The following is an 18,133-nucleotide window of genomic DNA, read 5'->3' on the forward strand; positions in this document are numbered from 1 at the left end:
ATGATTGCTGAGCATGTGGTCGACCTATCGCGGTTCCAGTTCGCTGCGACGGCCCTTTATCACTTCTTGTTTGTCCCCCTGACGCTGGGAATGACCTTCATTCTCGCGATCATGGAATCTGTCTATGTTATGACCAACAACCCCATCTACAAGGACATGACCAAGTTCTGGGGTAAGTTGTTCGCCATTAACTTCGCCCTCGGGGTAACGACCGGTTTGACCATGGAGTTCCAGTTCGGAACCAACTGGGCTTACTACTCCCACTATGTTGGCGATATCTTCGGTGCCCCGCTGGCTATCGAAGGTCTGATGGCTTTCTTCCTTGAATCTACTTTCGTCGGCATGTTCTTCTTCGGTTGGGATCGCCTGAGCAAGCATCAACACCTGGTTGCGACCTGGTTGATGGCGCTGGGTACCAACCTCTCTGCCCTCTGGATCCTGGTTGCCAACGGCTGGATGCAGAACCCGGTCGGTGCCGAGTTCAACTTCGAATCTATGCGGATGGAGATGGTGAGCTTCGCAGACCTGGTGTTCAACCCGGTTGCTCAGGTCAAGTTCGTCCACACCGTGGCTGCTGGCTATACCTGTGGCGCCATGTTCGTTCTGGGCATCTCCTCCTACTACCTGCTGAAGAATCGTGATGTGGCCTTTGCCCGTCGCTCTTTCGCCATCGCGGCCGCTTTCGGTATGGCTTCCATCCTCTCCGTACTGGTGCTGGGTGACGAGTCCGGTTACGAGACCGGTGAAGTGCAGAAGGTGAAACTGGCTGCCATCGAAGCCGAGTGGGAAACTGAGCCTGCTCCGGCTGCCTTTACCCTGTTCGGTATTCCGAATCAGGAAGAGATGCGCACCGACTACGCCATCAAGATCCCCTATGCCATGGGCATCATCGCGACTCGTTCCCTTGATACTCAGGTCACCGGTCTCAAGGATCTGAAGAGCGAGCACGAACTGCGCGTGCGTAACGGTATGACCGCTTACGATCTGTTGACCAAGCTGCAGTCTGGTGACAAGTCTGACGAAACCCGCGCTCGCTTCGATGAAGTGAAGCAGGATCTGGGTTACGGTCTGCTGCTCAAGCGCTACACCAGCAATGTGACCGACGCTACCGACGAGCAGATCAAGGCCGCCGTGGATGACTCCATCCCGCAGGTACTGCCGCTGTTCTTCGCTTTCCGCATCATGGTTGCCGTCGGCATGCTGATGCTGGTGCTGATCGGTATGGCCTTCTATGACAGTGCCCGTCACCAGATCGGCCAGCGCAAGTGGCTGCTCAAGGGTCTGCTGTGGGGTATTCCGCTGCCGTGGATCGCTATCGAAGCTGGCTGGTTCGTTGCCGAATATGGTCGTCAGCCCTGGACCATTGCCGAAGTGCTGCCGACCTCTGTCTCCGCTTCCAATGTGCCTGCCGCTGAAATCTGGTTCTCTCTGATCGGTATCTGCCTGTTCTACACAGTGCTGCTGGTGATCGAGATGTACCTGATGTTCAAGTTTGCCCGCCTCGGCCCAAGCAGCCTGAAGACCGGCAAGTATCACTTTGAACAGCTCAAGGCATAAGGAGAGTGGCCATGTTTGATTACGAAACTCTGCGTGTCATCTGGTGGGTACTGGTCGGCGTGCTGCTGATTGGCTTCGCCATCACTGACGGCTTCGACATGGGGGTGGGCGCACTGCTCCCCTTCGTCGGCAAGAAAGATATCGAGCGTCGCGTCATGATCAACTCCATCGCCCCCCACTGGGACGGCAACCAGGTGTGGCTGATCACTGCGGGTGGCGCTCTGTTCGCTGCCTGGCCGCTGGTTTACGCAACTGCGTTCTCCGGCTTCTATGTGGCGATGATCCTGACCCTGATGGCGCTCTTCTTCCGTCCGGTCGGTTTTGACTACCGTTCCAAGCTGGAGAGCCCGAGATGGCGCAACAACTGGGACTGGTGCCTGTTCATCGGTGGTGCGGTTCCGCCCATCGTGTTCGGCGTCGCGTTCGGTAACCTGCTGCAGGGCGTGCCGTTCGAATTCAACCAGTTCCTGATGTCCACCTATCACGGCAACTTCTTCGGCCTGCTCAACCCGTTCGGCCTGCTGGCCGGTATCGTCAGCCTCAGCATGTTCCTGGCTCAGGGCGCGACCTGGCTGATGATGAAGACCGAAGGCGAAGTGCTGGCTCGCTCCCGTACCGCCGCCATCGGCAGCTCGCTGCTGCTGCTGGTATTGTTCGCGGTGGCTGGCTGGTGGGTTAGCGGCATGGAAGGCTATGTCATCGTCAAGGCTGCGGCCAACGATGCGGTCTCCAACCCGCTGGGCAAGGAAGTTGTGCTGCAGGCTGGCGCCTGGATGAACAACTACAGCCTCTACCCGTGGATGATTGCCGCGCCGGTTCTGGGTCTCTCCATGAGCCTGCTGACTGCGCTGTTCGCCATGCTGAACAAAGGTTGGGTGGCGTTCACTACCTCCTCCCTGGCGATGGCGGGCGTGATCCTGACTGCCGGTTTCTCCATGTTCCCGTTCGTGATGCCCTCAAGCCTTGAGCCGTCACAGAGCCTGACCATGTGGGATACCACTGCCTCTTTCAACACCCTGCAGGTGATGACAGTGGCCGCAGCTATCTTCGTACCGATTGTGCTGGGTTACACCATCTGGACCTACATCAAGATGTTTGGCCGGGTGACCAACAAGCACATCGAAGATAACCAACATTCGGCCTACTAAGAGGAGCCCTGATAATGTGGTATTTCACCTGGATCCTGGGTCTGCTGCTGGCCTGTGCATTTGGCATCATTAATGCGCTGTGGTTGGAACATACCGAGAACATGGATCGTCAGATCGATGAGGATAAGTGATCGACTGGCCAGGCTGGCTGCTCCACTGGAGCGCCAGCCATGGCAAGGGTTGATGTTGCTCGCGGCGGCCTTGTTGGCCGTCGCTATTTTGCAGGCCCCCAATCTGATAGCAGCCAACACCAGCAGCCACGGCCACTGGTTGTCGTTCTGGCTGATGTGGGCGGTCTGCTGCGGCATCCTGAACGGACTCGGCTTTCATCTGAAAAGCGTGTTCGGGCGGATCCTGTTCAACCCCTGGCTCGCCTGGCCCAGTTTGTTGTATGGCCTTTGGCTGACACATTCATATTTCCTCTCATAAAAAACAGGGGGAGGCAGGATTTCCCTGCTTCCCCCTGCTTCTTTCCTATTCAGCCCTGCGCTATGATAGCCCCCCATCTGACTGTCGAATGGATCACAGATTGTTATGGGGGAAGTCCATGAGTTTCCGGTGCGTGTCTATTACGAGGACACCGACGCCGGGGGCATCGTCTACAACGCCAATTATCTCAAGTTTATGGAACGTGCTCGCACCGAGTTCCTTCGTGCCAAAGGGGTCGAACAGGACGTCTTGTTGCAGGAGGGATATGCCTTCGTCGTGAGTCGAACAGAGATCGATTTCCGCTCGGCGGCCCGTTTTAATGAACTTTTGAATGTGTTAACGCAAGTGACTGAAGTGAAACGCGCATCCATGCGTTTTTCACAGCAGATCCTGGCGGCTGATGGGCGACTGGTCACTCAGGCCATGGTACAGATAGCCTGTGTCAGTCATCCGCAAATGAAACCTGTTGCAATACCTGTAAATGTGAAGGGAGTGCTGTAAGTGCACGCTGAAATTTCGTTTATTGGCCTGTTTTGGCAAGCCAGCCTGTTGGTAAAACTGGTCATGATGACCCTGATGAGCATGTCGATTGTCTCCTGGGCGCTGATTATCCAGCGCTCCAAGGCGATCAAGGCTGCCAATATCGCATCTGAGCAGTTTGAAGATCGCTTCTGGTCAGGGGTTGATCTCAATCGCCTCTATCAGGAGTCCTCTTCCCGCCGCGATGACATCGAAGGCATGGAAGATATCTTCTACTCCGGTTTCAAGGAGTATGCCCGCTTGCTGAAGGCCGGCGCCCGCGGTCAGGATGCGGTGATGGACGGTACCTACCGTGCCATGCGCGTCTCCCTCTCCCGTGCGGTGGACGATCTCGAATCCAACCTGCCCATCCTGGCGACCATCGGCTCCATCAGTCCCTATATCGGCCTGTTCGGTACCGTATGGGGGATCATGAACGCCTTTATCGCCTTGGGTCAGGTACAGCAGGCGACCCTGCAGATGGTAGCCCCCGGTATCGCGGAAGCGCTGATTGCCACCGCCATGGGTCTGTTTGCCGCCATCCCGGCCGTTATCTTCTACAACCGCTTCTCCAACAAGGTGGAAAAGCTGGAGAACGCCTACGCCAACTTCATGGACGAGTTCACCACCATTCTGAACCGTCAAATTGCACAGCAGCAGGGTGATCAGTAATGCAAACCTATCAGCGGATCCGGCGCAAGAAGGTGGCCGAGATCAACGTGGTTCCCTATATCGACGTCATGCTGGTGCTGCTTATCATCTTCATGGCGGTAACGCCGGTGATCACCCAGGGGGTCAAGGTTGACCTGCCGCAGGCGGAATCCGAGCAGTTGCCGGAAGATGCCAAGCCGCCCTTCATCGTCAGCGTCAACACCGATGGCGAATATGTCATCAAGGCTGGCGAAGCCGAGGATGAGCCGGTACCAAGCGGCACGCCCGAAGCGATGCAGCAGTACATCACCGAGAAAGCCATGGGCTATCTGGCCATCAACCAGAATGCTCCCGTGGTGGTGGCCGGTGACAAGTCGGTGCGCTACGAAGAGGTGATCCTGTTGATGGTGGCCCTCAAGAAAGCCGGTGTTCCTCAGGTTGGCCTGATGACTGATCCGGTGAATTGACGGAGATGGATGTGAAGCGTGGTATTTCCGGTTATCTCATCGCATCGTTTCTGCTGCACCTGATCATCGGCATCATCCTGTTTGTCGGTCTCGACTTCAGCAAGCCGAAGCGGCCCGAGTCGCAGGGGCAGATCGTCAATGCGGTGATGCTGGATAGCGAATTCCTGGCCCAGCAGGCGCAGCAGATCCAGCAGCAGAAGGCTCAGCCCAAGGCTGCACAGCAACAGCAGAAGAAAAAGGAAGAGGCGGAAGAGGCCAAGCGCGAGCTGGCCGAGCAGCAGGAGCGCCTGCGTATTGCCGAGACCAAGCGCAAGCAGGCCGAAGAGGCGACCCGCAAGGCCGAAGCCGAAAAGCAGAAGAAAGAGGCTGAGCAGAAGCAGGCGGAAGAGAAGGCCCAGAAAGCCGAGGAAGCCCGCAAGCTGGAAGAGCAGAAAGCCAAGAAGGCTGAAGCCGAGAAGAAAGCGGCGGAAGATGCCAAGGCGCTCGCGCTGAAGAAAAAGAAAGAGCTCGAGAAAAAACAGGCGGAAGAGAAAGCCAAGGCTGAAGAGGCCAAGGCCAAGAAAGCGGAAGCCGAGAAGAAGGCCAAAGCCGAAGCTGAGAAAAAAGCGAAGGCAGAAGCCGAGAAGAAAGCCAAAGCCGAGGCCGAGAAGAAGGCCAAGGAAGAGGCTGATAAAAAGGCAAAAGCTGACGCAGAGAAAAAAGCCAAAGCCGAAGCCGAGAAGAAGGCCAAGGCGGATGCCGAGCGCAAGCGCAAGGCAGAAGAGGCCAAGCTGCAGAAAGAGATGGAAGCCATGATGGAGCAGCAGATGGCGGCTGAAGCCAATGCGCGCAGTCAGGCTGCATCGGCGGCAGCCAAGGGTGAAGTCGACAAATATGCGGCACTCATCAAGGCCACTGTTGAGCGTTATATGATTTTGGATCCCACCATGCGGGGCAAAACATGTACTATCGGCGTACGTCTTGCGAGCAGTGGCTTTGTCATTTCGGTGGATAACGGCCAGGGTGACCCGGCGGTATGTCGTTCCGGTAAAGCGGCCGTATTGAAGGCCAACCAGTTGCCGGTGCCGAAGGATCCTGCGGCATTCGAGATGTTGAAGGAATTTAACCTCAAATTGGAACCGAGTATTTAAGCCATGATCAGAAAAGTGTTTTTTGCTTTGGTTGGTTGTTTGCTGCTGGGCCAGAGTGCCCATGCGGCTCTGGATATCGTCATCACTGGCGGCATTGACAGCGCCCGTCCCGTCGCCGTTGCCCCCTTCAAGTGGGAAGGCAACGGCCAGCTGCCGCAGGATATCGCGGAAGTGGTCTCCAACGACCTGATGCGCAGCGGCAAGTTCAAGCCGCTGGCGCGCAGCCAGATGCCGCAGACCCCGAGCAGCAGCAGCGAAATCAACTTCGCACCCTGGGCTGCCCAGGGGGTCGAGGCTGTGGTGGTAGGCTCCATCGCCGCCGTGGGTGACGGTACCTACAAGATCAACTTCGAACTGGTCGATGTGCTCAAAGGCCAGCTGGCCAAGGCGCAGGGTGGCGAGAGCAACGGTTACATCCTGGATAGCCGCATGGCGACCATCCCGGGTGCCCAGATGCGTCAGTTCGCCCACCGCATCTCCGACATCGTCTATGAGCGTCTGACCGGCGAGCGTGGTGCCTTCCTGACTCGTCTGGCTTACGTTTCCGTACAGCAGGGGACCCAGTTCCCGTACCAGCTGCGGATCTCCGACTACGATGGTTACAACGAGAAGACCCTGCTGCGCTCCCGCGAGCCGCTGATGTCCCCGGCCTGGTCGCCGGATGGCAGCAAGCTGGCCTACGTGAGCTTCGAGAACCAGAAATCCGAGATTTACGTGCAGGATATCTACACCCAGCAGCGCAGCCTGATCACCAGCTTCCGCGGTATCAACGGTGCGCCGGAGTGGTCTCCGGATGGTCGTCGTCTAGCTATCGTTCTCTCCAAGGACGGGTCACCAAACCTCTATGTTGTTGATGTCGCTAGCAAGCAGCTGACCAGGGTCACCACCAGCCGGGTGATCGACACCGAACCCTCCTGGATGCCGGACGGGCAAAATTTGCTGTTCACCTCTGAACGTGGTGGCAAACCCCAGATTTATAGCGTAAATTTGGCGACTGGCATGACTCGCCGGATGACCTGGGAAGGTGAATCCAACCAGGGCGCATCCATCACACCTGATGGCAAGATCATGGTGATGGTGACCCGGGTTCAAGGGCAATACCGTATTGCCCGTCAGGATATGGACACCAATGCCCAGTTGGTCCTGACTCAGAGTGCACTGGACGAGTCCCCAAGTGTGGCTCCCAATGGCAGCATGATCATTTATGCCACCATCTATCAGGGTCGTAAGAGTCTTGCGTTGGTGTCGACTGATGGTCGCTTCAAGGCTGTGCTTCCGACCAGTAGCGGTGAAATTCGTGCACCAGCTTGGTCGCCCTTCTTGAATTGATAAAAATCCAATTGTTTTTTGTTTTGTTATAAAGGTTTAAGGAAATAGCATGCAACTCAATAAACTGCTCAAGGGTTTGGCCATCGCACTGCCACTGTTCACCCTGGCTGCTTGTAGCTCCTCTTCTGATTCAGGCTCTGCTGGTGCCGAATCAGGTATGACCGACGGCATGGGCGGTGTACAAACCGGTGGCGCCAACGGCATGTTGTCCCCGGAAGAGCAGATGCGTCAGAAGTTCGAAGCGCTGCAGCGCGACAACGTCATCTACTTCCCGTTTGACGGCTACGAAATCCAGGGTCAGTACGCTGATCTGCTGGATGCCCATGCCAGCTACCTGCGCGAGCGTCCGAGCGTGAAAGTACTGATCGAAGGCCACGCCGATGAGCGCGGTACTCCGGAGTACAACATCGCTCTGGGTGAGCGTCGTGCCAAGGCTGTTGCCAAGTATCTGCAAACCCTGGGTGTGCAGGCCGAGCAGCTCTCCATCGTCAGCTATGGCGAAGAGAAGCCGCTGGATCTGTCCCACACCGAGGAAGCCTTTGCCAAAAACCGCCGTGCGGTTCTGGTTTACTAAGGTTCTATACGGATGAATTTTGTGTATAAGCAAGCGGCCATTTCGATGGCCGTTTTATTTGCAGTCTCTGCCCACGCCGCGGCTCCGGTCAGCGATTTGGGGGGGGATTCCGGCGGCGTTGTCCTGAGTGGCAATAACGGCGCCATCGTGCCCACCGGTAGCCTCGAAGATCGGGTTGCCCTGCTGGAGCGCACCCTGAACGCCCGTCTGCGACTGCAAGCCGACTTGCAGCAGCAGGTCGACTCCCTGCAAGGGGAGGTCTCCGAGCTGCGTGGTCAGCTGGAGCAGCAGACCTACCTGATGGAGCAGTCGCAAGAGCGTCAGCGTCAGCTCTACCAGGAGCTGGACAAGGTGAGCAGCCAGCAGCAGGCCGCTGCTCCGGCCGCCGCCGCACCAGCTGCCGCCACAGCCGCCAATCCGGCCCCGGCCGTCAACTACTCGACCAATCAGGACGAGAATCAGGCCTACGACGCTGCCGTGAACATGGTGCTCAAAGAGAAGAACTACGACAAAGCCATTCCGGCTTTCCAGGGCTTCATCAAGCAGTACCCCAGTTCAAGCTATGTCCCCAATGCACACTACTGGCTGGGCCAGCTGCTGTTCAACAAGGGTGACCGAGCCGGTGCTGCCGCCCAGTTCTCTACCGTCGCCAACAAGTACAGCAAGTCGCCCAAGCGCGCCGATGCCCTGCTGAAGCTGGGGATGCTGTCACAGCTGGATGGCAAGAAGGCCGAGGCGAAAGCGTTCTACGAGCAGGTGATCAAGGGTTACCCCAACACCTCTCCGGCACAGCTGGCGAAGCAGAGCCTGAGCAAGCTGTAACATTGCCGTATGTCACTGTTTTCGTAACGGTACTGTAAAAACAGCCTGCATTTGTACGCACAGTGAGCAAACGGATTTAAATTACGAATTTTCTGTTGCACCGGAAATTTAAATCCGTAATATAGGCCGCCGTCAGAGCCGAAGCAGTAATGCCGTCGGTACTGGTCGTGGTGAGGGTCGTTAGCTCAGTCGGTAGAGCAGTTGACTTTTAATCAATTGGTCGCTGGTTCGAATCCAGCACGACCCACCATTTTCTCCACCAGGTGGAGACAGAATTCCCAGGTCGTTTAGCTCAGCTGGGAGAGCACCTCCCTTACAAGGAGGGGGTCACTGGTTCGATCCCAGTAACGACCACCAGTTTGTAAAAAAATGATTTAGATGGGTCGTTAGCTCAGTCGGTAGAGCAGTTGACTTTTAATCAATTGGTCGCTGGTTCGAATCCAGCACGACCCACCATCATTTCAGAATCCCAGGTCGTTTAGCTCAGCTGGGAGAGCACCTCCCTTACAAGGAGGGGGTCACTGGTTCGATCCCAGTAACGACCACCATATTCGCAAGCGAGGCTGAGATATCAGCTGCGGTTGCAGAGAAAGTCCCCACTCAGATGGGGATTTTTTTTGCCTGAAATTCAGTGATCAGCATTTTCTATTGCTCGATCTCTTAACCTATCCCGCCTGCTCCAAGCGCCCTTTTCCATTCCCGCTCTTGGTCTGCTGATACCTGCTCATCTTAATTGCCGCTCCTTGACAGCCGCCTCTGGCGAGCGGCAAGAAAAAGGGCAGGCCAGAGCCTGCCCTCATCGCGATGGTCGACGTTACATGATCCCGCGGATCAGGATCCCGCTGATCAGCAGCGGAGCCACCACGCGCCAGCACCAGAGCAGCGCAAGGCGCAAGGAGGGTGACAGGCTTGCAGGCAGAATGGCATCACCCAGTCGCCAGCCCAGCAGCAGGGTCAGTACCAGACCAAACAGCGGCATCATCAGGTTGGAGGTGAGGTAGTCGAGCAGCTCGAAGATGGTTTTGCCAAACAGGGTCAGATCGCTCCATGGGCCGAACGACAGGCTCACCGGAATGCCGGAAGCCATGATGAGCAGGGTCAATACCCGGCAGGCGCCGCGGCGTGACCAGCCCCACTCCTCGGTGGTGAAGCGTACCAGATGCTCCAGCATGGAGATGGAGGAGGAGAGCGCGGCGACCAGCAGCAGCAGGAAGAAGACCACCCCTAGCCCCTGACCGAACGGCAGATGGCTGAAGACGGCAGGCATGGTCATAAAGGTGAGCCCGGGCCCGGCAGTGGGGTCGATGCCGGTGGAGGTCAGCGCCGGGAAGATCATCAGCCCAGCCAGTACCGAGATCAGGCTGGCCAGGGTAACGACCCAGACGCCGGAGCGCACCACGCCGTCGCTATTGGGCAGGTAGGCGCCATAGGTGGTATGTACCCCGAGCCCGATGGAGAGGGAGAAGAAGGCCAGTCCCAGCGCATCCAGCACGCTTTGGCCGGTCAGCATGGAGAAGTCCGGCAGCAACAGCTGGCGCACACCCGCCATGGAGCCGGGCATGGAGAGGCCAACCCCCACCAGCAGCAACATCATGATGAACAGCGCCGGCATCATCCAGCGCAGCGCCCGCTCCACCCCTTTCTGAATGCCGCCCTGCACGAACCACCAGGTCAGGCCTGCGAAGATCAGATGGGTCAGCACTGGCCACCAGGGGTTGCTGACGTAGCTGTTGAACAGGGCTGTGAGGGCACTTCCCTCGCTCAGGTTGAGCTTGCCAGCCATCGCCAGCGTGGCGTAACCCACGGTCCAGCCGCCCACCACGCTATAGAAGCTGTAGATAAAGAAGCCGCAGGCGATCCCCATATACCCCATCCAGCGCCAGTTCGGCCCCACCAGCTTGCGGAAGGCTCCGAGCACCCCGCGCTGGCTATGGCTGCCGAGCAGGGTCTCGCCGACCTGTACCGCTACCCCGAGGGTGAAGCTGAACAGCAGAAACACCAGCAGGAAGGCGCCGCCGCCATTGGTGGCGGTCACATAGGGAAACTTCCAGATGGCACCAAGGCCAATCGCTGTACCTGCTGCGGCCAACACATGACCAAGACGGGAAGACCACTGAACCTGGCTCATACAACCTCCGGGTAACACGACATCGAAGCAATACTCCTCTGTAGCAATAAACGACAGACAACAAAAAGGCCGCCCGAGGCGACCTTTGCAATGAACATTCAGAAAACTGTGCGTGCAAGGTCACCTCTCTTGCGAGATAAAAAATCGACCAAACAGCACGAGGATGGCAGACATGGGTGACAGCCTGAATAGTGAATGAGGGGACAGCCTAAACCATGGAAAGAAAAATTGACACATAAAATAAAATTTTTTTGATGGCGATCGGCTGTCTTCATGGTTCACCGCAGAGGCGGGGCTGGTGTGCCCTATCTTTTATCCCCTTTCACCCGTTACTGGGCGATACTCCAGCTAGCTTCTTGTGGAACTTGCGGTCATCAGCTGACCCGGCAGGTGCCAAACATGAGACAGGATGTCGTATGAGATGGATGGTTTTGCCCTGGCTGTTGTTGAGTCTGAGCTTGTCGGCCCAGCCGGGATTAACGCTGCTAAGTCATGATCTGCCCCCCTTTACCGAGTCCCGCGACGGCAAGCTCGACGGTCTGGCCATTCGACTGGTGCAGCAGGTGCAGCATGAGCTGGGTAGTGATTATCCCGTCCGGCTCTATCCGCTCAAGCGCGCGCTGGCGCTGACTCAGGTCGAGCCGGGTTACGCGCTCTTTGTGGTGCAGCGGATCCCGGAGCGGGAGGCGCTGTTCAAATGGGTGGGCCCGCTTTTTATCAACCGGGTCTTTATCTATCAGGCGCCGGGCAGTGCCCGGCCACTGACCGAACTGGCCCAGCTGCGTCAACTGCCGAGAGTCGGGGTGGTGCTTGGCAATGCGGATGATGTGCGGCTGACCCACGAGGGCTACACCAATCTGGTGCGCTACAAGACGGTGACAGAGGCCATCGAGCGGCTGATGCTGGGCAAGATAGATGCCTTGCCGATGGCGGAGAGAGTCATGGATGCCACCCTCGACAAGATGGGGCTATCCCGTCACAGCGTGGCCAGCAGTGGCGTGCTGCTCCATGAGGCTGGCCTCTACATCGCCTTCTCCAGAGCCACTGACGATGGTGAGATAGTCCGTTGGCAACGTGCCCTGGACAAGGTGAGAGCCATAGAGGGGCGGGCCGGTGAGCCCACCCATCATCACTGATCCTCAGATAAGACCGCGAACCAGGATCCCGCCGATCAGCAGTGGAGCAATCCAGCGCCAGCAGTTCATCAGCAGGTGATGCCAGTGGGCAGAGAGCCCTTGCGGCAGCGCCTTGCGCCCCAGTTTCCAGCCCAGCAGCAGCGTCAGCATCAGGCCGAACAGCGGCATCATCAGGTTGGAGGTGATGAAGTCGAGCAGCTCGAAGATGGTTTTGCCAAACAGGGTGACATGTTGCAGCGGGCCAAACGACAGGCTGACCGGAATGCCGCACACCATGACGAACAGGGTGATGGCACTGCAAGCGTTACGACGCGACCAGCCCCAGGTTTCGCACAGGAAGCACTGCAGGTGCTCCAGCAGCGAAATGGCGGAGGAGAGCGCGGCAAAGACCAGCAGGGAGAAGAAGATCACCGCCAGACCCTGACCGAAGGGCAACAGCTGGAACACCGCCGGCATGGTCATGAAGGTGAGGCCCGGGCCCGCAGCGGGGTCGATACCGGTCGATGCCAGCACCGGGAAGATCATCAAGCCCGCCAGTACCGCCACCATGCTGGCCAGCAGCACCACCCAGAGGCTGGAGCGACCAACCCCTTCACTGGAGGGCAGGTAGGCGCCGTAGGTGGTATGAATACCCAGACCGATGGAGAGGGAGAAGAAGGCCAGCCCCATGGCATCCAGCACGCCGGACATCCCCAGCTTGCTGAAGTCGGGCATCAGGAAGTGGCGCACCCCCGCCATGGCGTTGGGCAGGGTGAGGCCAAAGGCGACCAGCATCAGGATCATCACGAACAGGGCCGGCATCATCCAGCGCAGGGTGCGTTCCACCCCTTTCTGGATCCCGCCCTGCACCACCATCCAGGTCAGTGCCGCAAACAGCAGATGAGTGAGAATAGGCCAGACGTCACCGCTGACATAGTCATTGAAGCGGGCGGTGAGGGCCGCCGCATCCCCATGATTGAGCTGGCCGGCAGCGGCCATGCCGGTATAACCCAGGGTCCAGCCGCCCACCACGCTGTAGAAGCAGAAGATCAGCAGGGTGCTCAGCACCCCCATGACGCCGACCCAGCTCCAGCGCTTGCCGAGCAGCTCGCCAAATGCCCCCGCAACGCCGCGACGGCTCATGCTGCCAAGCAGGGTCTCGCCCATCAGCACCGCAACCCCCAGGGTGAAGCTGAACAGCAGAAAGACCAGCAAAAAGGCGCCACCGCCGTTGACGGCTGTGACGTAGGGAAACTTCCAGATTGCGCCGATACCGACGGCGGAGCCGGCGGCAGCGAGAATATAGCCGAGGCGGGAGGACCATTGGGACTGCATCGTTTGAACTCCAATCGAGGGCCCATGGCTGGGCCAGAATGGCGCTCATATTACGGAAAGGGGTCCGCAATCACTACGCAGCCTGTCAGCCGTAAATACGATTTGTTGGCATAATCGCCTAATAAAATTCGCTTATTTGCGTGATTGTGCCAACAAATAAAAACCGGAGCATTTTTGCTCCGGTTTTGGGGTGATGCCAGACTGGCAGGGCAGGTCAGATGACGCCCAGCTCGCGCAGCCGCTCCATCAGGTAGCTGTGGGCGGTATGGCGCTCGGAGAGCACCACCTCGGGCCGCGGATGGAGGAACAGCGGCAGGGAGATGCGTGACTTGCTGGCGCTGCCGCCGGTCGGGTTGATGACGCGGTGGGTGGTGGAGGGGTAGTAGCCGCGGGAGGCCTCCTGCAGCATGTCACCGATGTTGATGATGAGGGTGCCAAAGTCGCACGGCACATCCATCCACTCGCCGTCGGAACCCTTCACCTGCAGACCCGGTTCGTTGGCGGCGGGGAGAATGGTGAGCAGGTTGATATCCTCGTGGGCGGCGGCGCGGATGGCACCCGGCTCCTCGGTGCCGTTGAACGGCGGATAGTGCAGCACCCGCAGCAGGGTCTTCTGGCTATCGTCGATCATCGAGGAGAGGGGGCAGCTGTAGTTGGCGGCGATATCGGCCGGGGTATGCTGCTCAACCCAGCCCAGCAGCTCGGCGGCCAGACCGTTGGCCAGGCGATAGTACTCCATCGCCTGCTCTTTCAGCTCTGCCGGCATCTGGCCCCAGGGGTAGATGTGGAAGTACTCCTTGATGTCTTTCTGGCTATGGCCCTTGGCCACCTCGGAGACCGATGGCGGGAAGTAGCCATCCTGGGTTTCGCGGTTGAACAGAAAATCCTGTTTCTGCTCGCTCATGAAGAAGCGATACCAGTTGTCGTAAATGGATTGCACCAGCTCTTTCGGGATGGGGTGGTTGGTCAACACACCAAAGCCGGTGGTACGCAGGGATTCGGTGAAGCGTTGGGCCGCATCGGGTGAGCGGTAATCGACGGTCAGGACTTTCATTGTTTTTGTTGCGCGCCAGTTAAAAGATGGCGCAGTTTACCCTGCAAGCCGTAACAAGGAAAGGGACGCGGCCTCCAGCGGCCGCCCCCTGTCTGATAGTGATAAAAACATCAGATAAAAGAGGCGGATAGTGACGAGAGTGGCTCCCTTGTCCTGCCTGCCCATCCTCACTAGAATGCCAGCCACTGTCTTTTCCGGAGTCTGTCCATGTCCTCGAAGATCCTGTTGCTCACCCTGCCACTGCTGCTGGCCGGATGCAGCTCCCTGTCGGAAGATGAGTGCCGCACCATGAGCTGGTACAACCTTGGCTATCAGGATGGTGAGCAGGGCAAGACCCGCAATCAGGCGCGGGACTATGTCTCCACCTGCGGCGAGTATGGCCTCAAGGTGGACGAGGCGGAGTGGAAACGGGGTTACGACAAGGGGCTGGAGCTCTACTGCATTCCCGAGCTGGCCTACAGCAAGGGCAAGGAGGGGCAGGAGTATCGCGGTGTCTGTCCCAATGACGCCAGCTTCCTCAAGCAGTACCAGCGCGGCTATGAAGAGTACCAGCTGGCGACCCGGCTGCGGGAGATCAGCGACGAGCTGGAGCGCACCGAGCGGGATATCGACGATCTCGAGCGCAGCATCCGTAACGAGACCAACAGCGAGCAGCGCGACTACTACCGCGCCAAGCGCAATCGCGCCATTCGCCACTATGAATCCCTGCGCCGTGAATATGACCGGCTGCGCTACCCGGATCGGGTGATCCAGTTCTCCTTCGGCAACTAAGCCATCTCTTGTGGCCAGCCATCTCGGCTGGCCATCTTGCATCCTGTCCGCTCAGGGCAGAACCCAGCGCTGCAGCGCCAGCGCAATGCCATCCTCGTTGTGATCGGCGGTGACCTGATCGGCATGGTGCTGGATCTGCGGCGCCGCATTGCCCATCGCTACTGCCAGCCCCACCTGCTCGAACATGCTGATGTCGTTGTTGTTGTCACCGAACGCCACCACCTGCTCCATCGCAATGCCCTCGCTGGCGGCCCACCGGGCCAGCCGGTTGCCCTTGCTGCAGCTGGGCTGCACCAGCTCCACCGCATAGGGGGCTGCCCAGTCGCGGGTGAAGGGGATGAGATCGCGCTCTTCGTCCATAAAGCGGTGCAGGCGCGCCGGGTCCTGATTGAACAACTCCAGCTTCCAGACCGGGTTGTCGAGCCAGCCTGCCAGCTCCTCGACCGGATGGATGGCGATCTTGAGGTGATCCGGCTGATTGGCCGACCAGTGGCGGATGCGGGTGACATGCTCCTCGCAGCCGATGTAGCCGATCCCCTCGCTCAGGTGGAACAGGGCGCCCATCTGCTGCGCTTCGACTTGTGCCAGCAGGGCGTTGAGCGGGGCGCTGGCCAGCGGATCGCCAGTCAGAATGCGGTCTGTCGTCGGGTCGTAGAGGCAAGCGCCGTTGCTGCAGATGATGGGGGTATCGAGCGCCAGCTCGTGGTGAAAGGGGCGCGCCGTCATGAAGTGGCGCCCGGTGACCAGCAGCACCTTGATGCCGTGGGCACGCGCCTGCGCCAGTGCCGCCCGGGTGGCCGACGAGATCTTGTGATCCCGGGTCAGCAGGGTGCCATCCATATCGAGGGCGATGGCCTTGTACTCACTCATAACTCCTCCAGCATCGAACAAACCAGCAAGAGCCTTACCGTCCCAGACCCGGCGCCCCGATGCAAGTTTTGCCGCATGGCGGAGCGCCGAACTGTGATCTTTTGCCGGCTCAGGCGCAGCTGGCCAACTGCTGGCGGCGGTCGGCACGCTGGCGCAGCAGATAGAAACCGGCGGCGCTGGCAAGAGCGCACAGGGTGGCGAGGTAGAAGGGCCATTCGCTCCCTGCCAGCAGCACCAGACTACCCAGCACGACCGCCAGGATCTCGCTGCCCACCGCGAGGGCGCGGTAGAGCCCCATCGCCTGTCCCTGCTGCTCGGCATGGCTGCGGTTGGAGACCGCCACCGAGGTGGCCAGCTCCCCCAGACTCATGCCGATGCCAGCCGGAATGAAGGTGAGCGCCAGTCCCCACCAGTGGCTCGGCAGGATAAAGAGCAGCATGCCGCTCGCCATCACCAGATGGCCGACGATGCCGAGAGTGCTGCCGCGCCAGTGGCGGGCAATCCGTGAGCCGAGCCAGGAGCCCGCCATCATCGGCAGGCTCACCAGCACCGCCGCCTGCGCCAGCTGGGCCGGATCCCACGCCAGCCGCTCCACCAGCCAGATATTGAAGTAGGTGAAGTAGAGCTGCACCGCGCCATAGCTGACCAGAGTGAGGGCGAAGTAGGGGAGCAGGGCCGGCTGCAGCAACAGCTGGCGGCTGGAGAGGGTCGGTGCCTGCCGGGCGGCCGCCACCGGCGGGCGATGGGGCACCAGCCAGAGCACCAGCAGCAGGTTGAGCAGGGTCATCGCGACGGCCAGCCAGGCCGCCAGACTGTAATCCCCCGAGATCACCGCGGCGTAGCCCCCGATCACCGGCCCCACCACCCAGCCCAGATTCATGCCGATATTGATCCAGGCGAAGCTGCGCGCCTTGTGCTCCTTGCCGGCGAGATCCGCCGCCATCGCCTGCACGATGGCGATGTTGCCGTTGCACAGCCCCTCCACCACCCGGCTGAGCAGCAGCAGGGGGAGGGAGCGCCAGGCGATGCCGAGTGTCATCAGGGCATAGCCGGTCAGCACGCCAGCCAGCGAGAGCAGCAGCAGTGGCTTGCGGCCGTAGCGGTCGGAGAGCCGCCCGAGCCAGGGGCTGCCCACCAGCTGGAACAGGGGATAGAGCCCCATGATGACCCCCAGCCACACCTTGCGGCTCCAGTCGGAGGCTTCCGGCGTCAGCATCCCCTGCGCCGGATCCAGCAGCAAGGGAGCCAATACCGGGGAGGGGAGGCTGAAGCCGGCGACCGCCAGCGTGACCGTCATCACCAGCACCCAGAGGGGGTTTTTGTGCTGTTGTTTCGCCATGTTGCACCTATTAAGTAAAGTAATTGGTTTATTTATGCTGGGTGATAATCGGTATTAAGTAAAGTGAATTGTTGATTTAATAAAGGGGGCTCCCCATAATGGGGTCATGAACGCAAGCACCGACAAGATCCTGTTTCTGCTCAAGAGCCATGGCCCGCAGAGCGCCGCCGCGCTGGGGGAGCAGTTGCAGATGACCTCCATGGGCGCCCGCCAGCACTTGCTCGCACTGGAGCAGGAGGGGTGGGTCACATTCAGCGACGAGGCGCGCGGACGCGGTCGTCCCGTGCGGCTGTGGCAGCTCACCGAGCAGGCCTGGCAGCGCTTCCCCGATACCCATAGCGACCTGACCGTGCAGCTGATCGACAACGTGCGCGAGCTGTTTGGCGAGGAGGGGATGGAGCGGCTGATCCTGCAGCGGGAGCAGCAGATGCTGGCGCGCTATCAGCAGACGCTGGGCAACAGGGGGTTGTCCGGTCGGCTGGAGGCGCTCAGGGAGCTGCGCAGCCGCGAAGGCTATATGGCGGAGATCCGCCGTGAGGAGGATGGCAGCTGGCTGCTGTGGGAGAGTCACTGCCCCATCTGTGCGGCGGCGCGCAGCTGCCGCGGTTTTTGTCGCAGCGAGCTGGCGCTGTTTCGCCAGCTGCTGGCACCGGCGACGGTGGAGCGGGAGCAGTATCTGCTGGATGGTGCGCACCGCTGCCTCTATCGCATCACGCCGACCGCGCTCTGATAGCGCCGTTGGCAACCCTCCAAAAACAACAAAGCAGGCGCCGGGATGCCTGCTTTGTTGCCTTCGGGGGAGTGGATGCTCTCGTTCCAGCCCGTCGTTGCCCGATAAGGTGAGACGGCTGATGGGGCTCTTGACCCGGTAAGGTCCTTCGCCACAGAGACCCGG

19 protein-coding genes and 4 tRNA genes are annotated in these 18,133 nt (G+C 59.4%); 18 read left to right on the top strand and 5 right to left on the bottom strand.

Annotated features, from left to right (window positions below):
* The 15 genes from BS300_RS10710 (at position 1) to BS300_RS10780 (ending at position 9,174) form a co-directional block, all read left to right on the top strand.
* The gene (locus BS300_RS10710; protein ID WP_041209184.1) at positions 1 to 1,557 is read left to right on the top strand and encodes a cytochrome ubiquinol oxidase subunit I; all 1,557 of its coding nucleotides are present in this window, start codon (positions 1 to 3) and stop codon (positions 1,555 to 1,557) included.
* A gap of 11 nt (positions 1,558 to 1,568) precedes the next feature.
* Positions 1,569 to 2,705, top strand: coding sequence for a cytochrome d ubiquinol oxidase subunit II (cydB, locus tag BS300_RS10715; protein ID WP_041209183.1), 1,137 nt, complete (start codon positions 1,569 to 1,571; stop codon positions 2,703 to 2,705).
* A gap of 14 nt (positions 2,706 to 2,719) precedes the next feature.
* A complete protein-coding gene (gene cydX / locus BS300_RS10720; RefSeq protein WP_026456928.1) occupies positions 2,720 to 2,836 on the top strand; it encodes a cytochrome bd-I oxidase subunit CydX in 117 nt (38 codons plus the stop codon).
* Positions 2,823 to 3,134 (top strand): cyd operon YbgE family protein, encoded by a 312-nt coding sequence (locus BS300_RS10725; RefSeq protein WP_041209182.1) that lies wholly within the window; start codon positions 2,823 to 2,825, stop codon positions 3,132 to 3,134. The genes cydX and BS300_RS10725 overlap by 14 nt, the downstream gene beginning before the upstream one ends.
* A 105-nt stretch (positions 3,135 to 3,239) precedes the next feature.
* Positions 3,240 to 3,635, top strand: coding sequence for a tol-pal system-associated acyl-CoA thioesterase (gene ybgC / locus BS300_RS10730; RefSeq protein ID WP_033113515.1), 396 nt, complete (start codon positions 3,240 to 3,242; stop codon positions 3,633 to 3,635).
* Positions 3,636 to 4,325 (top strand): protein TolQ, encoded by a 690-nt coding sequence (gene tolQ / locus BS300_RS10735; RefSeq protein ID WP_041209181.1) that lies wholly within the window; start codon positions 3,636 to 3,638, stop codon positions 4,323 to 4,325.
* Complete coding sequence (gene tolR / locus BS300_RS10740; RefSeq protein WP_033113513.1) at positions 4,325 to 4,771, top strand: protein TolR; 447 nt, start codon at positions 4,325 to 4,327, stop codon at positions 4,769 to 4,771. Before tolQ ends, tolR begins: the two co-directional genes overlap by 1 nt.
* Before the next feature lie 5 nt (positions 4,772 to 4,776).
* Positions 4,777 to 5,901, top strand: coding sequence for a cell envelope integrity protein TolA (tolA, locus tag BS300_RS10745; protein WP_041209180.1), 1,125 nt, complete (start codon positions 4,777 to 4,779; stop codon positions 5,899 to 5,901).
* A 3-nt stretch (positions 5,902 to 5,904) separates the two neighbouring features.
* Positions 5,905 to 7,230, top strand: a complete 1,326-nt coding sequence (gene tolB, locus BS300_RS10750) for a Tol-Pal system beta propeller repeat protein TolB (RefSeq protein WP_041209179.1) — start codon at positions 5,905 to 5,907, stop codon at positions 7,228 to 7,230.
* Between the two features lie 49 nt (positions 7,231 to 7,279).
* Complete coding sequence (gene pal, locus BS300_RS10755; protein ID WP_033113510.1) at positions 7,280 to 7,804, top strand: peptidoglycan-associated lipoprotein Pal; 525 nt, start codon at positions 7,280 to 7,282, stop codon at positions 7,802 to 7,804.
* Between the two features lie 12 nt (positions 7,805 to 7,816).
* Complete coding sequence (gene ybgF, locus BS300_RS10760) at positions 7,817 to 8,626, top strand: tol-pal system protein YbgF (RefSeq protein ID WP_071912662.1); 810 nt, start codon at positions 7,817 to 7,819, stop codon at positions 8,624 to 8,626.
* Between the two features lie 174 nt (positions 8,627 to 8,800).
* Positions 8,801 to 8,876 (top strand) — tRNA-Lys (locus tag BS300_RS10765).
* A 31-nt stretch (positions 8,877 to 8,907) separates the two neighbouring features.
* Positions 8,908 to 8,983 (top strand) — tRNA-Val (locus BS300_RS10770).
* 23 nt (positions 8,984 to 9,006) lie between these two features.
* Positions 9,007 to 9,082 (top strand) — tRNA-Lys (locus BS300_RS10775).
* 16 nt (positions 9,083 to 9,098) lie between these two features.
* A tRNA-Val gene (locus BS300_RS10780) sits at positions 9,099 to 9,174 on the top strand.
* A 266-nt stretch (positions 9,175 to 9,440) separates the two neighbouring features.
* On the opposite strand, the gene BS300_RS10785 is transcribed toward BS300_RS10780, so the two are convergent.
* Positions 9,441 to 10,754: a sodium-dependent transporter gene (locus tag BS300_RS10785; protein WP_071912664.1), complete on the bottom strand. Its 1,314-nt coding sequence runs from the start codon at positions 10,752 to 10,754 to the stop codon at positions 9,441 to 9,443.
* Positions 10,755 to 11,170: 416 nt separating this feature from the next.
* Here BS300_RS10785 and BS300_RS10790 point away from each other — a divergent pair, with 416 nt between their 5' ends.
* Positions 11,171 to 11,890 (top strand): transporter substrate-binding domain-containing protein, encoded by a 720-nt coding sequence (locus BS300_RS10790; protein ID WP_071912666.1) that lies wholly within the window; start codon positions 11,171 to 11,173, stop codon positions 11,888 to 11,890.
* Between the two features lie 3 nt (positions 11,891 to 11,893).
* Here the strand turns inward: BS300_RS10790 and BS300_RS10795 are convergent, their stop codons facing one another.
* Together BS300_RS10795 and BS300_RS10800 are read right to left on the bottom strand one after the other, a co-directional pair.
* The gene (locus tag BS300_RS10795) at positions 11,894 to 13,204 is read right to left on the bottom strand and encodes a sodium-dependent transporter (RefSeq protein WP_005343219.1); all 1,311 of its coding nucleotides are present in this window, start codon (positions 13,202 to 13,204) and stop codon (positions 11,894 to 11,896) included.
* Positions 13,205 to 13,418: 214 nt separating this feature from the next.
* Positions 13,419 to 14,258 carry a 2OG-Fe(II) oxygenase family protein gene (locus BS300_RS10800; RefSeq protein WP_042030776.1) on the bottom strand — a complete coding sequence of 280 codons (840 nt, stop codon included), beginning with the start codon at positions 14,256 to 14,258 and terminating at the stop codon, positions 13,419 to 13,421.
* Positions 14,259 to 14,465: 207 nt separating this feature from the next.
* On the opposite strand from BS300_RS10800, the gene BS300_RS10805 reads away from it, so the two are divergent.
* Entirely contained in the window at positions 14,466 to 15,029 is a 564-nt protein-coding gene (locus tag BS300_RS10805) for a DUF2799 domain-containing protein (protein WP_042030775.1), read from the top strand.
* Between the two features lie 51 nt (positions 15,030 to 15,080).
* Here the strand turns inward: BS300_RS10805 and BS300_RS10810 are convergent, their stop codons facing one another.
* Together BS300_RS10810 and BS300_RS10815 are read right to left on the bottom strand one after the other, a co-directional pair.
* On the bottom strand, positions 15,081 to 15,899 hold the full coding sequence (locus tag BS300_RS10810; protein ID WP_071912668.1) for a Cof-type HAD-IIB family hydrolase: 819 nt from the start codon (positions 15,897 to 15,899) through the stop codon (positions 15,081 to 15,083).
* Between the two features lie 109 nt (positions 15,900 to 16,008).
* Positions 16,009 to 17,238, bottom strand: a complete 1,230-nt coding sequence (locus tag BS300_RS10815; RefSeq protein ID WP_071912670.1) for an MFS transporter — start codon at positions 17,236 to 17,238, stop codon at positions 16,009 to 16,011.
* 106 nt (positions 17,239 to 17,344) lie between these two features.
* Here BS300_RS10815 and BS300_RS10820 point away from each other — a divergent pair, with 106 nt between their 5' ends.
* Complete coding sequence (locus BS300_RS10820; protein ID WP_071912672.1) at positions 17,345 to 17,968, top strand: metalloregulator ArsR/SmtB family transcription factor; 624 nt, start codon at positions 17,345 to 17,347, stop codon at positions 17,966 to 17,968.
* The last annotated feature ends 165 nt before the right edge of the window (positions 17,969 to 18,133 follow it).

Source organism: Aeromonas sp. SCS5 (genome assembly GCF_001887375.1).
Classification (GTDB): domain Bacteria; phylum Pseudomonadota; class Gammaproteobacteria; order Enterobacterales; family Aeromonadaceae; genus Aeromonas; species Aeromonas jandaei.